The organism is Eikenella sp. NML070372, from assembly GCF_001648415.1.
Taxonomy (GTDB): domain Bacteria; phylum Pseudomonadota; class Gammaproteobacteria; order Burkholderiales; family Neisseriaceae; genus Eikenella; species Eikenella exigua.
In genome coordinates, this window is sequence record NZ_LXSN01000005.1 from 1 (window position 1) to 13595 (window position 13595).

Consider the following 13595-nt stretch of genomic DNA (forward strand, 5'->3'; position numbering starts at 1 on the left):
CCGATTTGGCTATACCCTGCCCCAGGCTGCCCGAATTGTCGGGAACAACGGGCAAGGCAATGCTGCCGTGGGCGCTGGAAGTGGTGCATCTGTATAACGACTGTGCGGCACGGCATGACGGGTTGATAAAGGCATGGCCGAGGTAGCCAAAAGCACTTTGACAAAACTTTGACAGCATTGGGCTGTTTTAGCCATTATTTGGCATAGTTTAAGCAAGCGATAATATAGCAAAATCAAATAGTTAAAATAAAAATACCAGACTCATAATCCTTTGGTCGCTGGTTCGAGACCAGCCAGACCCACCAAAAATAGCCAGCAGGCTGCACGCAGTTGCAGCCTGTTTTCTATTATTGCAACAGCCTAAAAGCACGGTTTCTCCACCCTGCTGTATGGCCAAATGAGACAAATCGGCGAACCAACACAGTACCCTTCCTATTTGGAACAGCTACACAAAATAATGCTGTTCAAATTCGCAAAAAACCTGTATAGTGCGCGCTTCCTAAACTGGAAGCGTGGCAGAGTGGTTTAATGCAGCGGTCTTGAAAACCGTCGTGGGTTAGGCCCACCGTGAGTTCGAATCTCACCGCTTCCGCCAAATTGAAAAACCTTTGTTTCGCAACAAAGGTTTTTTATTGCCTTTTGCTCTCTTGCAAAAGGCTGCCTGAAAGGGCAGTTTCACGAAGTGAGTTTTAATTGCGTTGCAGCTGTGATTTCAGGTAGCTCCATTTTTATTTCAGGTGCCTTTTCCTTATTCCAACTACCTATCCAGCCCCTGTTGTACCATTTCGGCGGCAGGGCGGCGCTTTGGTGCAGTTGTTCGCGCAAGGCTTCTGCGAAGCCAAAATGAAAAAGGCTACCTGAAAATCTTGCGTTTGGTATCTTCAGGTAGCCTTTCCGGCAGACTTACTCTTCCGGATGTTCGCCGTCGGTCTTGTCGCGTTGCCCTTCGGTAATCTCGATATTGATACCGACCTCCTTGCGGATTTGCGCTTCAATTTCGGCGGCCACTTCCGGGTTTTCCTTCAGCCACACGCGAACGTTGTCTTTGCCCTGGCCGATTTTGTCGCCGTTGTAGCTGTACCACGCGCCGGATTTTTTGATGATGCCGACTTTGTCGCCCCAGTCGATCAGCTCGCCTTCGCGGCTCACGCCTTCGCCGTAGAGGATGTCGAACTCGGCCTGGCGGAACGGCGGCGCCACTTTGTTTTTAATCACTTTCACGCGGGTTTCGTTGCCCAAGATGTCGTCGCCTTTTTTAATCTGGCCGATGCGGCGGATATCGAGGCGCACGGAGGCGTAGAACTTGAGCGCGTTACCGCCGGTAGTGGTTTCTGGGCTGCCAAACATCACGCCGATCTTCATGCGGATTTGGTTGATGAACACCACCAAAGTGTTGGTTTTCTTAATGTGGCCGGTGAGCTTGCGCAAGGCTTGGCTCATCAGGCGGGCTTGCAGGCCCACGTGGCTGTCGCCCATTTCGCCTTCGATTTCCGCTTTCGGCACCAGCGCGGCCACGGAGTCGATCACCACCATGTCCACACCGCCGGAGCGCACCAGCATATCGCAGATTTCCAGCGCCTGCTCGCCCGTGTCCGGCTGCGACACCATCAACTCTTCCACCTTCACGCCCAGCTTGCGCGCGTAAATAGGGTCGAACGCGTTTTCCGCATCGATAAAGGCACACACGCCGCCGTTTTTCTGACATTGCGCGATGGTTTCCAAACACAGCGTGGTTTTACCAGAAGATTCCGGGCCGAAGATTTCCACAATACGCCCGCGCGGCAAACCGCCCACGCCCAGCGCCAAATCCACGCCCAAAGAGCCGGTGGAAATCACTTCCAAGTTTTCATCCTGATGGCTGCCGTCCATCTTCATGATGGCGCCTTTGCCGAAATTCTTTTCAATCTGCGCCAGCGCGGCGGCCAGAGCCTTTTTCTTATCGTCTTCAGGAGTAGACGCTTTATCTGCCTTGTTTTTTGCTTCTGCCATAATCAATCCCTGTTTCTGAAGTGTGAATAAATCTAGCGGATTATCGCACAAAGCACAGCCGCTGTGTTTGCCGGAAAGCGGTTGAAACTTGAGCGCCCCGCCCGATGCTGGCAATATAGCACCATTTGATCCACACATTGCAGACACCCAACATGACCCAATCCGATGCCCAACACGAACAACACCCGCGCAGCATCAAATCTTTCGTTTTGCGCCAAGGCCACATGACCCCCGCCCAACAGCGCGCCATCGATGAAAACTGGCCGCGCTTCGGCTTGGATTTCCAACACGCGCCTATTGATTTAAACGCCGCCTTCGGCCGGGAAGCCCCGAAAATCCTCGAAATCGGCTTCGGCATGGGCACCGCCACCGCCGAAATCGCCCAAAGGCTACCTGAAAAAGATTTTCTCGCCATCGATGTGCACGGCCCCGGCGTGGGAAATTTGTGCAAACTCATGGCCGAGCAGGATATTGCCAATATCCGCGTGATGCGCCACGATGCCGTGGAAGTGGTGGAAACCATGCTGCCCGATGCCTGCTTGAGCGGCATCCACATCTTCTTCCCTGACCCTTGGCACAAAAAACGCCACCACAAACGCCGCCTGATTCAAGCCCCCTTCGTGGCCAAACTGCTGCCCAAACTCAAAAGCGGCGGCTACATCCACCTCGCCACCGACTGGGAAGAATACGCCGTGCAGATGCTTGAAGTGCTGAGCAGTTTCCCCGAGCTGCAAAACACCGCCGAAGCCTACGCCCTCACTCCCGCCTACCGCCCCGAAACCAAATTTGAAGCACGCGGCAAACGGCTCGGGCATGGTGTGTGGGATTTGGTGTTTAAAAAACGCTGATGAGTGGGTTTCAGGTAGCCTTTGGTTTACCATAGCTAAAACCCTTACTCTCTTCATACCGCGTTGGCTTGGCTTTCCGTATTACTCATACTGCCTGCGGTTCGCCGCCTGGTATAAAAAAATAATTGTTTCAGCTATAATCTTGCGCCCACACACTAGCATTTGCATACCCAACTCAAAAAAAGCTACCTGAAAACGAATGAAGTAAGTTTCAGGTAATTTCTTACCATACCCTCAAATCTTCCCCAACCATGCCCTTCACCCTTGCTCACCCCGTTGCCATGCTGCCCTTTGCCCGCCACCGCCGCGTTCACTTCCCGGCCATGGTTATTGGCAGCCTCGCACCGGATTTTGTGTATTTCCTGCACGGCCGCGCAGTGCCGGGCGGGCATGGTTTGGCCAATCTGCTGTGGCCGAACCTGCCGCTGTGTTTCGCCATCTACGCGCTCTATCTCGCCTTATGGCACCACACTTTGCGCAACTTCCTGCCCAACTGCCCCAACGCGGCCTACAGGCTACCTGAAAATACCATAGCCGCCGCACCGCAAAAACGCCGCCAAATGGCGGCCGTGCTGTTTGCCTTTATGGGCAGCGCCCTGTTCGGCATGGCCACCCATCTGTTTTTGGATACCTTCACCCACCCGACCGGCTGGTTTGTGCAGCATTTTGCCCCGCTGCAGCAGCTGGTGCTCGCCCTGCCAGCCTATAAGTGGCTGCAATATGGCGGCGCGGTGTGCTCGGCTTGGGCGGCTGCCTGCTGTTTGCGCTCTATACCGCCCGCCGTCGGCCGCACCGTTCAGCCAAAACCGCGCAGCAGAAAAGCCTCTTCATGGGCAGGCTGCACCCTGCTGACGCTCTCCGGCTGGGCACTTTGGCAAACTGCTGGCCCATGCCGCTACGCAAACAATCCGCCTCATCGACTGCGGCGTGCTCAGATTATCACTGCTCTGCACGGCGCTTTGCTTTCAGGTATCGCTAACGCACTTCTCTTCTCTTACTGCGTTGGCTCGCCTTGCTGTACTTTTGTACTGTCTGCGGCTCATGGCCTGGTAGGAGAAGATGTTGCTTCAGCTATAGCCTGAATGGAGTTGAGAGGGGCGGGATGTTTGTTTGACGCTGGAGCCTGTTCCATAAGTTTGGCTGCATGCAGGCGCTTTATAGTACAGTGCGGCCACTTTTTTATCTGTTGGGTAATGATGAATATGAAAGAAGTTTCGTGGTTCCGGCTGTGGCCGTATGCTTTGCTGGCTGCTTTGGTGGTGGTGGTGGATCAGTGGAGCAAATTGTGGGTGTTGGATCATATCGTGTTCAACTGGCGCGAACCGGTTATCGAGGGGTTTTTCGATCTGACACATGTGTACAACCCCGGTGCGGCGTTTAGTTTCCTGGCCGGTGCCTCAGGCTGGCAGAAATATTTGTTTGCCGGCTTGGCGGCGGTGGTTACGCTGTATTTGGCATTGGGTATCCGTTCTGGGAAATTCGGCCGTTTGGGTGATGTGGCAGCAGCGATGATTATCGGCGGCGCCATCGGTAATGTCATCGACCGCATCAACTACGGGCATGTAATCGATTTCTTGTTGTTTTATTGGAATAATCGCTACTATCCGGCGTTTAATGTGGCCGATAGTTTTATCTGTATTGGCGCAGTATTGTTCGTAATTGACGGTTTCTGTCAGGGCAGGCGAGATCAAGCTACCTAAAGATAGCAACAGACACACACAGAGGAAAAACATGGTGAAAACCATTATGCTGGCCAATCCGCGCGGTTTTTGCGCAGGAGTGGACCGTGCCATCAGTATTGTGGAACGGGCATTGGAGCTGTTTGGTGCGCCGGTTTATGTGCGGCATGAAGTGGTGCACAATAAATTCGTGGTGGACAATTTGCGCGCCAAAGGGGCGATTTTCGTGGAGGAGTTGGAGGAAGTACCGCCCGGCGCTACACTGATTTATTCGGCGCACGGCGTATCCAAGGCGGTGCAGCAGGAGGCGGCGGAGCGTGGTTTCCGTGTGTTTGATGCCACTTGTCCGCTGGTAACCAAGGTGCACCGTGAAGTGGCGCGATTGGACGAGCACGGCTACCAAATCATCATGATCGGCCATGCTGGCCATTCGGAAGTGGAAGGCACGATGGGGCAGCTGCCGCCTGGCAGTATGCTTTTGGTGGAAACGGCGGCGGATGTGGCCGATTTGGAAGTACACAACCCCGATAAGCTGGCGCACGTGAGCCAAACCACGCTGTCGATTGACGAAACCAAGGAAATCATCGATGCGCTGCGGGCGCGCTTTCCCAATATCCGAAGCCCGCACAAGGAAGACATCTGCTATGCTACCACCAACCGTCAAGAGGCGGTGAAGCAGCTGGCGGCGGCCAGCGATGTGGTGGTGGTGGTAGGCTCGCCCAATTCTTCCAACAGCAATCGTTTGCGCGAAGTGGCCGCGCAGCATGGCGTGGATGCCTATATGGCGGATAATGCAGGCTACCTGAAAAAGGAATGGTTCACCGGCAAAGAGCGGGTGGGGATTACTGCTGGGGCCTCTGCACCAGAGGTGCTGGTGCGAGAGGTAGTGGATACCGTGCACAGTTGGGGCTATGAAACGGTGCAGGAAAGGGAGGGCAAGAAAGAGAGCATCGTGTTTGTGCTGCCCAAAGAACTGCGTGGGTGAGTGTGGACAGATTGGGCAGCAGGTAATGCCGGAATGTATGTGTTCTCGGGAAAACAGATACTCTGGTTTTGGCTGTATTGAGGTAAGGGCAGATTTAAGCAACCAGTATGGCAAAGGTTGCCCGAAAATGGGTTTTAGATAGCCCTTTGTTTGGCTTGTGTTGTAAAAGATTTATAGCCAAATGCATTGATTTCTTTATACGGCGTAGACCTACCTTGCCGCACTCTTGTACTGTCTGTGGCTTGCTGCTTTGTATGAAAAATGTACTTTAGCCATATACTACGAATCATGCAGGCAAAAAGCAGGCTACCTGAAAAATCAAGCAGCCTAAAAGAACAGCTAGAGAGTAACTTTACTGGGTGCAGATGCTTTCGATAGCCTGCGGGATATCGCCGGCACAAGCCCAAATCAATTGACCCTGCGACTGCATTGGCAGCAGGAGAACCGCACGTTCGGCAGTGCTGCCGGCAGGAATAGCAGTAATCGCGCCTTGACTAAGAGTGATACTCTGCCAGAACTCCTCCTGACCAGCAGGAACGTCGATTGCTTCATTGATTTCATTCAAGCGGGTACCTTTGGCCAGGCGGGTTTCCACCCATACTTTCGCCATATTCAGTGCTTCAACGGCTTTCGGATCGGTGATGGTGGGGGCAGCAGGCACTTGCGGGGCGGTTGCGCCCATACCGCTTTCATTGGCCGGTTCGGCCAAGCCGACAATGGATTTTGCCTGCTTGATGATTTCCGGGTTTATATAGGCATATACGCCGCCACCCACTAGAATCAGAGCCAACAGAAGGCCGACTGAACGCAATGCGCCGCCGCCATTCCTGCCGCTGCGTTTGCTGCGGGATTTGTTGTTACGGGATAATTTTCTCACTGCTGTAGCCATTTATTTGGTGTCCTAATAATTGTTGGATAGTTTAGATGGGTAGAAAAAGAAATTTCGATGGTGGATAAGCATAAAGCGTGCCAAAGTTTGATGTTGGATTAAGTTTGGCGTGATGAATTTTCATTTTGATTATTATTTGTTGTTATATATAGAAATTTATTTATAGAGAATATGCGGATTAGTGATGGGGAAGAGGCTACCTGAAAACGCAGCGCAGTGAAGTTTCTGCGAAGCTAAAATTTCAGGTAGCCTTTAACGGCAAACGGCAGGCAAGAAAAAGCACCCTCAGGCGAGGGTGCTTTTGCATGGCGTTGGGACAATTACATCATACCCATTCCGCCCATGCCTCCCATTCCGCCCATGTCCGGAGCGGCGGGCTTGTCTTCCGGAATGTCGGCTACCATGCATTCGGTGGTCAGCATCAGGCCAGCGATGGAAGCGGCGTTTTGCAGCGCAAAGCGGGTAACTTTGGCCGGATCGATTACGCCCATTTCCAGCATGTCGCCATAGCTATCGTTACCGGCGTTATAGCCGAAGTTACCGCTGCCTTCCAGCACTTTGTTCACCACCACGCTCGGCTCGCCGCCGGCGTTGGCTACGATTTGGCGCAGCGGAGACTCAACCGCACGCAATACGATTTGCACGCCGGCTTCTTGGTCGGCATTGGCGGTTTCCACCGATTTCAATGCCGCACGCGCACGCAACAGGGCTACGCCGCCGCCGGCCACCACGCCTTCTTCAACGGCGGCACGGGTAGCGTGCAGCGCGTCATCCACGCGGTCTTTTTTCTCTTTCATTTCCACTTCGGTGGCCGCACCCACTTTGATTACGGCCACGCCGCCGGCCAGTTTGGCCACGCGCTCTTGCAGTTTTTCCTTGTCGTACTCGCTGGTGGCGGTGTCAATCTGGGTGCGGATTTCGACCACACGGGCTTCTACGGCGGATTTGTCGCCCAAACCATCGATGATGGTGGTGTTTTCTTTGCCCACTTCGATGCGTTTGGCTTGGCCCAAATCTTCCAGCGTGGCTTTTTCCAAAGACAAGCCCACTTCTTCGGCGATCACAGTGCCGCCGGTGAGGATGGCGATGTCTTGCAGCATGGCTTTGCGGCGGTCGCCGAAGCCCGGGGCTTTCACAGCCACGGTTTTCAGGATGCCGCGAATGTTGTTCACCACCAACGTGGCTAAGGCTTCGCCTTCCACATCTTCAGCGATAATCAGCAGCGGACGGCTGGTTTTGGCCACTTGCTCCAGCACGGGCAGCAGGTCTCGGATATTGCTGATTTTCTTGTCAAACAGCAGAACAAACGGGCTGTCCAGCTCGGCCAGTTGTTTTTCCGGGTTGTTGACGAAATAGGGGGAGAGGTAGCCGCGGTCGAACTGCATGCCTTTTACCACTTCCACTTCGTTTTCCAGCGATTTGCCGTCTTCCACGGTAATCACGCCTTCTTTGCCCACTTCGTTCATGGCTTGGGCGATGATGTTGCCGATGGATTCGTCGGAGTTGGCGGAAATAGAAGCCACTTGGGCGATTTCCTTGGATTTCTCCGGCACGGGCTTGGCAATGTTCTGCAATTCTTTTACCAAAGCGGAAACGGCTTTATCGATACCACGTTTCAGATCGGTCGGGTTCATGCCGGCGGTAACGTATTTCATACCTTCGGCCACGATGGCTTGTGCCAACACAGTAGCGGTAGTGGTACCGTCGCCGGCCACATCGTTGGTTTTGGAGGCGACTTCTTTCACCATCTGTGCGCCCATGTTTTCAAACTTGTCTTTCAGTTCGATTTCCTTGGCCACGGTAACGCCATCTTTGGTGATGTGCGGGCCGCCGAAAGTGCGGTCCAACACCACATTACGGCCTTTCGGGCCGAGTGTTATTTTCACGGCGTTAGACAAAATGTTTACGCCGTTTACCATCTTCTGGCGGACTTCATTGCCAAATTGTACATCTTTTGCTGCCATATGTATGACTCCTAAAATAAAAAATCAGAAATTATTATCTTGACGAGCTTGCTTATTCCACGATGCCGAAAATGTCTTCTTCGCGCATCACTAGCAACTCTTCGCCGTCTGCTTTCACGGTTTGGCCGCTGTATTTGCCGAAAATCACGCGGTCGCCCACTTTCACATCCAGCTTACGGCGCCCGCCGTCTTTGGTGAGCTTGCCGGCGCCCACGGCCACTACTTCGCCCATATCGGGTTTTTCAGCGGCAGAGCCGGGCAAAACAATGCCGGAAGCGGTTTTTTCTTCGGCTTCCAGGCGTTTGATAACCACACGGTCGTGCAACGGACGAATTTTCATAAATCTTCTCTCCAGAATTGAATTTGATGATTTGTTGCTACCCGATTGAGGGTAAACAGAAATATGCCGGGCAGGGCACGGCACACCACTTGTGCGGGCTTGAAGATAAGGCTGGTGACGTTGAATTCAAGAGTGGGGTGGGAAAAATATTTGGCTGAAGGAGGAGAGGATGGCAGAGAGCAAACTCTGCATGTCCCCCCCCCCCGGCCACAGCTACCCCATCCACATCGGCTTTCGCCTGCTTGATAATCTGGCCGAACACATCCGCCCACACATTAGCAGCAAAGCCGCCATCATCAGCAACCAGACCGTTGCCCCGCTCTACCTTGCTCCTGTTGAAGCCGCCTGCCGACAACTCGGCATCAGTACCTGCAGCATCATCCTGCCCGACGGCGAACAATACAAAAATAACGAATCCCTCCAGCAAATCTACACTGGATTGTTGCAGCACCATGCCGACCGCCGTACCACCATCCTCGCCCTCGGCGGCGGCGTAATCGGCGACCTTGCAGGCTTTGCTGCTGCCACCTATCAGCGTGGTGTCCCCTTTATCCAAATCCAAGATATCTGCCTAGATACACAAATTCGGAGGTGAACATTGAGTTCAACTGTTGAAATTACTGAGCTGTATTTCGCCGCCCTGTGCGAGCAGGCAAAGAAGGAAAAATCCACATCGCCGAAGGCTGGGTCACGGCAGCCTTATACGAACAATTTTCACAGCAATACAGCTTTACTCTATACAACAGGAACGTGTGCGCGTGGCGGTACATGCTTTTGCCGGTTGAGAGCAGCTGATTGTTGCCAACGACATCGTGGCCTTTATCCCTCCGGTAGTAGTAGGCTGAATATTTGATTTGAATGAATAAGCAATAGAAAGCCAAGCCCTGCACCAACAGTTTTAATAAGGGGCTGTACTAGATTAGCCCTAAATTCCACACCACTTCCGCAGCGTTTTAAGCTGCCGGGATGGTGTGCCGAAGTTAAGCCGGAATTCGCATTCTTTCAAGAATAGCAGGAAAGATTTGCGGTCGATTCCGTTGTATTTGCGTAAGGCGCGTTTTGCCTGATTCCAAAAATTTTCGATGCCGTTGATGTGGTTCTGACGGTCTGCAAACGCTTTGGCATGATTGATGCGGTGATAGATAAAACCACTCACATCCAGTCTGTCGTAGCTGCTTAGGCTGTCCGTGTAAATGATGCTGTCAGGGATAATTTTTTATTTGATGACAGGCAGTAAAGTTTCATACTTGTCGTTATCTGCAACCACCGTATAGGCCTTATCATGCTGTTTCAGAATACCGGAGACGACCACTTTGCCTGCCGCCACGCGACCGCGCCTACCCTTACGCCGTCTGCCAAAATAACTTTCGTCCAACTCAACTGGGCTATCAAAAATCTCATTAGTAGCCAGTGCCAGATGATGGCTGATGACTTAGCGGATTTTGCGGTAGAACAGGGCTGCCGAATTGGGATGGATACCTAAAATATCGGCAGTGGCACGGGCAGTAACTTCCAGTACAAAAAACGGATCAGTTCTTTCTGTACTTTTTCTTTAATTTGCAGTGTGTTATCTTCATACTCTGAGGGTAACATAGATTGCTAATCTAGTACGGTCCCCTTGAATAAATGAGCAATGCGGCGCTTTCCTCAGCTTCGAAGACTGGATACGCCGTCAAAACGACGGGTAGCGCGTGAATTATTTGGTGTACGGCGTGTATGAAGAATTGGCGTGCTGCCAAGGGCAGGCTGTGATTGAAGAGGCCAAACGCTGCTTTGGCTTGGAAGCAGCCGTGTGCGTGTACCACTACAGGTGGCTGGAAGTGGGTGGCATGGCGGTGTGGGTGGGTGTAACCACCTGCCACCACGATATGGCCTTCGCCGGCTGCCGCTACGTTATCGACATGGTGAAAGCCGAAGAGCTGATTTGGGAATAGGAATTCTATAAGCGTCCAAGTTGTTGTCTCATGATTTGGATAACCAAACGGCGGGTGGCGAACGACAACAGGTCAAATAGCGGGTTGCAGTCATAAACAAGCTACTTGAAATTTCATGTAGCCTTTTGCCTTGTGTGGTTTTTTAGCCAATCGCATCCGCCACGCGGATTTTGGAGCGGTCGATAATTGAGGCAGGCCAGTAAAATCTGTAAACTATAGCAGAATAGGGCGGCAGGTTTGGAATAATTGCCCACATCCTTTCGCCCTGTGCCGTTTCAGTCTGGCCGTCGGCGCGTTTTTTGCCGAATTTAATTTAAAACCGAATGGTTGTCGTGTCCCAATGGCCTATTGTAGTGCCAACCTGGCATTGGCAGCATTCGGTTTTCAGGAAAAACACCATGCGAGGCTATCAACTCAACCCCAACCAACCCGTAGGCGGTATTATTGCGGAGGATGCTGACCAGCAAATCGTGCAGCTCAACCTGCAAAAAGGCAATGAAGTGCCACCCTATTCGGCTGAAGCCATCATTACCATCACCGTCCTCTCTGGCGCGGTGTGCCTGAAAACCGAGCAGGGGCAGATTGATTTGCAGCCGATGACCCTGGCGCGGCTTGAACCGCAGGAAACCCATGCCCTCGTGGCTTTGGAGGATAATACCTCCGTACTCGTGGTGAAACAGCTGTGCTACCATGCCCTGTTAAACCAAAAACTGCGTTTTGGCCGCTGCTGCGTTTAACCCTAATCCTTCCCCCCATATCAGCAGCCTGCTGGTATGGAATTATTTTAAAACTATAGCTTTACAACACAACTCTTGGAGATGAACCATCATGATTAAAGGCATTCAAATTACCCAATCCGCCCAACACCCCGCCCTGGTGCGCTCTTTCTGGCTGTTGGACGACGAAACCCAGCAGGCTCGTTGCCTGTGCAGCAAGGACGAGCATTTCGCTGCCGACCAAATCGTTGCCCTGAGCGATTTGGGCGATGTAACCTACCAAGAAGTGGCTGTAGACAGCTACATGCGCCCGAAAGTGGAAGGCGGCCAGCACCTAAACGTGAACGTGATGAGCCGCGAAATGCTGGAAGACGCAGCTGCCAACCCCGATAAATACCCGCAGCTCACTATCCGCGTGTCTGGCTATGCCGTGCGCTTCAACTCCCTCACTCCCGAGCAGCAGCGCGATGTGATTACCCGCACCTTCACGCAGCATATGTAAGCTGGAAACAATACAGCCCCGCCATCTAAAATGGCGGGGCTGGTTTCTTTTGTGCGTGAGAGAAAATAGTTTTTGGGTTTTATAGCGAATCAAGTTTAAAGCAGAACAAGGCGGTGGGCTGCAGATAGTGAGAGCAGCACAGCAGGGTGAGCCAACGCAGTATTGGTTTTGATTCATCCGCTATCAAAAAGGTTTCAGCTAGCCCGATCAGGCAACAGGAAGGTTACCTGAAATTCAAAATCGTTTGATTATATTGAAGATATTTCTTTCAAGTGGCCTCATGCAGTCGAAACTTTAAGCTCCGGCTTATTTTTTCTCTTTCTCCGGCCGCACCCAGCCGGAGATAGTGGTTTGACGAACGCGAGTGAGGGTGAGTTCTCCTTCGGGGCAGTTGCGGGTGAGCGTGCTGCCGGCGCCGGTGGTGGCGCGGTGGCCGATGGTGAGCGGGGCAACCAGCATATTGCCGGAGCCGATGCGCACTTCGTCACCGATAACGGTTTGGTGTTTGTGCACGCCGTCGTAGTTGCAGGTGATGGTGCCCGCGCCGATGTTGCTGCGGCTGCCGATTCGCGCGTCGCCGAGGTAGGTGAGGTGGTTGGCTTTGCTGCCGCGGCCGATGGTGCTGTTTTTCACTTCCACGAAGTTGCCGATGTGCACTTCGTCAGCCAAATCGGCATTGGGGCGCAGGCGGGCGAAGGGGCCGATGCGGGCGCTGCTGCCGATGCGGCAGTTTTCGAGGTGCGAGAAGGGCTCGATAACCGTGTTGTCGCCGATTACGGCGTTTTTAATCACGCAGTTGGCACCGATGGATACATTGTTGCCGAATTGGTTTTCGCCTTCCAGCACCACGTTCACATCAATCACCACGTCTTGGCCGTGCCGAAGGCTGCCGCGCAGGTCGAAGCGGGCCGGGTCGCGCAGGGTGAGGCCGGCTTGGAGCAGGCTTTGTGTCTGTTCGCGTTGGAAGATGCGCTCGAGTTCGGCGAGCTGGATTTTATTGTTCACCCCGGCGGCAAGGTAGGAGGAGGCTACCTGAACGGGATGCACGGCCACGCCGTCGGCGCGGGCAAGGGCGATGACGTCGGTGAGGTAGTATTCGCCTTGAGCATTGTTGCTGGAGAGGCTGCCCAGCCAGCGGGCAAGGTGGGCGTTGGGCAAAACGAAAATGCCGGTGTTGGTTTCGCGGATGGCTTTTTGCTCGGGCGAGGCGTCTTTTTCTTCCACAATGGCGGCCACTTGGCCGTTGGCCTCGCGGATGATGCGGCCCAGCCCGAAGGGGTTGGGCAGGATGTCGGTGAGCAGGCCGATTTCGCTGCCTGCGGCTTGCAGCAAATCTTCCAGGGTGGCGCGGTTAATCAGCGGCACGTCGCCGTAGAGCACGAGGGTGCGGCCTGTGTTGCCAAGGTGCGGCAGGGCGGTTTGCACGGCGTGGCCGGTGCCGAGCTGTTCGGTTTGCTCCACCCAGCGGACACCTTCGAGCCGCACTTGCTCACGCACCTGCTCTTTGCCGTGGCCGATCACCACATTGATGCTTTGCGGGCTGAGGCTTTGCGCGGTATCGATAACGCGCTCGAGCATAGTTTTGCCGCCGATGCGGTGCAGCACTTTGGGCAGTGAGGAATACATGCGCGTGCCTTTGCCGGCGGCGAGGATGACGATATGGAGTGGCTGGTGCATGGGCGGGCTTTCTAGAAACGATTTCTTTGAAATGATGGTTTTCAGGTAGCCTGCGTGGGGCTACCTGAAAAA

General features: G+C 53.5%; 12 protein-coding genes, 1 tRNA gene and 2 pseudogenes. 9 read left to right on the forward strand and 6 right to left on the reverse strand.

From position 1 onward, the window contains the following. Positions 1-506 precede the first annotated feature (506 nt). Positions 507-595 (forward strand) — tRNA-Ser (locus A7P97_RS06835). A 308-nt stretch (positions 596-903) separates the two neighbouring features. Here A7P97_RS06835 and recA read toward each other — a convergent pair. After that, positions 904-1989 carry a recombinase RecA gene (gene recA / locus A7P97_RS06840; protein ID WP_067529646.1) on the reverse strand — a complete coding sequence of 362 codons (1086 nt, stop codon included), beginning with the start codon at positions 1987-1989 and terminating at the stop codon, positions 904-906. A 152-nt stretch (positions 1990-2141) separates the two neighbouring features. On the opposite strand from recA, the gene trmB reads away from it, so the two are divergent. The 4 genes from trmB (at position 2142) to ispH (ending at position 5501) form a co-directional block, all read left to right on the forward strand. Next, entirely contained in the window at positions 2142-2837 is a 696-nt protein-coding gene (trmB, locus tag A7P97_RS06845) for a tRNA (guanosine(46)-N7)-methyltransferase TrmB (protein WP_067529648.1), read from the forward strand. A gap of 251 nt (positions 2838-3088) precedes the next feature. After that, positions 3089-3919 (forward strand): DUF4184 family protein, encoded by an 831-nt coding sequence (locus tag A7P97_RS06850; protein WP_067596334.1) that lies wholly within the window; start codon positions 3089-3091, stop codon positions 3917-3919. Positions 3920-4030: 111 nt separating this feature from the next. Beyond that, complete coding sequence (gene lspA / locus A7P97_RS06855) at positions 4031-4537, forward strand: signal peptidase II (RefSeq protein WP_125080060.1); 507 nt, start codon at positions 4031-4033, stop codon at positions 4535-4537. Next, the gene (gene ispH / locus A7P97_RS06860) at positions 4524-5501 is read left to right on the forward strand and encodes a 4-hydroxy-3-methylbut-2-enyl diphosphate reductase (RefSeq protein WP_255361631.1); all 978 of its coding nucleotides are present in this window, start codon (positions 4524-4526) and stop codon (positions 5499-5501) included. Before lspA ends, ispH begins: the two co-directional genes overlap by 14 nt. A gap of 352 nt (positions 5502-5853) precedes the next feature. Here ispH and A7P97_RS06865 read toward each other — a convergent pair whose 3' ends face one another. The 3 genes from A7P97_RS06865 to groES form a co-directional block, all read right to left on the reverse strand. Then, positions 5854-6378 (reverse strand): hypothetical protein, encoded by a 525-nt coding sequence (locus A7P97_RS06865; protein WP_067529655.1) that lies wholly within the window; start codon positions 6376-6378, stop codon positions 5854-5856. A 332-nt stretch (positions 6379-6710) separates the two neighbouring features. Beyond that, a complete protein-coding gene (gene groL / locus A7P97_RS06870; protein ID WP_067529658.1) occupies positions 6711-8354 on the reverse strand; it encodes a chaperonin GroEL in 1644 nt (547 codons plus the stop codon). A 52-nt stretch (positions 8355-8406) separates the two neighbouring features. After that, positions 8407-8694 (reverse strand): co-chaperone GroES, encoded by a 288-nt coding sequence (gene groES / locus A7P97_RS06875; RefSeq protein WP_067524078.1) that lies wholly within the window; start codon positions 8692-8694, stop codon positions 8407-8409. A gap of 190 nt (positions 8695-8884) precedes the next feature. Between groES and A7P97_RS06880 the strand changes: the two are divergent. Further along, positions 8885-9253, forward strand: a pseudogene (locus tag A7P97_RS06880) (3-dehydroquinate synthase); the annotation flags it as partial. 366 nt (positions 9254-9619) lie between these two features. On the opposite strand, the pseudogene A7P97_RS09735 reads toward A7P97_RS06880, so the two are convergent. Then, a pseudogene (locus A7P97_RS09735) lies at positions 9620-10271 on the reverse strand (IS1595 family transposase). A 114-nt stretch (positions 10272-10385) separates the two neighbouring features. Here A7P97_RS09735 and A7P97_RS06895 point away from each other — a divergent pair. The 3 genes from A7P97_RS06895 (at position 10386) to grcA (ending at position 11846) form a co-directional block, all read left to right on the forward strand. Continuing rightward, the gene (locus A7P97_RS06895) at positions 10386-10628 is read left to right on the forward strand and encodes a molybdenum cofactor biosynthesis protein MoaE (protein WP_067447986.1); all 243 of its coding nucleotides are present in this window, start codon (positions 10386-10388) and stop codon (positions 10626-10628) included. Positions 10629-11026: 398 nt separating this feature from the next. Further along, positions 11027-11365 carry a hypothetical protein gene (locus tag A7P97_RS06900; RefSeq protein WP_067524085.1) on the forward strand — a complete coding sequence of 113 codons (339 nt, stop codon included), beginning with the start codon at positions 11027-11029 and terminating at the stop codon, positions 11363-11365. Positions 11366-11456: 91 nt separating this feature from the next. Continuing rightward, positions 11457-11846 carry an autonomous glycyl radical cofactor GrcA gene (gene grcA, locus A7P97_RS06905; RefSeq protein ID WP_067524087.1) on the forward strand — a complete coding sequence of 130 codons (390 nt, stop codon included), beginning with the start codon at positions 11457-11459 and terminating at the stop codon, positions 11844-11846. A 306-nt stretch (positions 11847-12152) separates the two neighbouring features. On the opposite strand, the gene glmU is transcribed toward grcA, so the two are convergent. Next, positions 12153-13523: a bifunctional UDP-N-acetylglucosamine diphosphorylase/glucosamine-1-phosphate N-acetyltransferase GlmU gene (gene glmU / locus A7P97_RS06910; protein WP_067529661.1), complete on the reverse strand. Its 1371-nt coding sequence runs from the start codon at positions 13521-13523 to the stop codon at positions 12153-12155. Positions 13524-13595 lie beyond the last annotated feature (72 nt).

Coding starts and splice junctions, on each gene's coding strand:
- recA (WP_067529646.1), bottom strand. CDS start 1,989: ATGGCAGAAGCAAAAAACAAGGCAGATAAAGCGTCTACTCCTGAAGAC.
- trmB (WP_067529648.1), top strand. CDS start 2,142: ATGACCCAATCCGATGCCCAACACGAACAACACCCGCGCAGCATCAAA.
- A7P97_RS06850 (WP_067596334.1), top strand. CDS start 3,089: ATGCCCTTCACCCTTGCTCACCCCGTTGCCATGCTGCCCTTTGCCCGC.
- lspA (WP_125080060.1), top strand. CDS start 4,031: ATGATGAATATGAAAGAAGTTTCGTGGTTCCGGCTGTGGCCGTATGCT.
- groL (WP_067529658.1), bottom strand. CDS start 8,354: ATGGCAGCAAAAGATGTACAATTTGGCAATGAAGTCCGCCAGAAGATG.
- groES (WP_067524078.1), bottom strand. CDS start 8,694: ATGAAAATTCGTCCGTTGCACGACCGTGTGGTTATCAAACGCCTGGAA.
- A7P97_RS06900 (WP_067524085.1), top strand. CDS start 11,027: ATGCGAGGCTATCAACTCAACCCCAACCAACCCGTAGGCGGTATTATT.
- grcA (WP_067524087.1), top strand. CDS start 11,457: ATGATTAAAGGCATTCAAATTACCCAATCCGCCCAACACCCCGCCCTG.
- glmU (WP_067529661.1), bottom strand. CDS start 13,523: ATGCACCAGCCACTCCATATCGTCATCCTCGCCGCCGGCAAAGGCACG.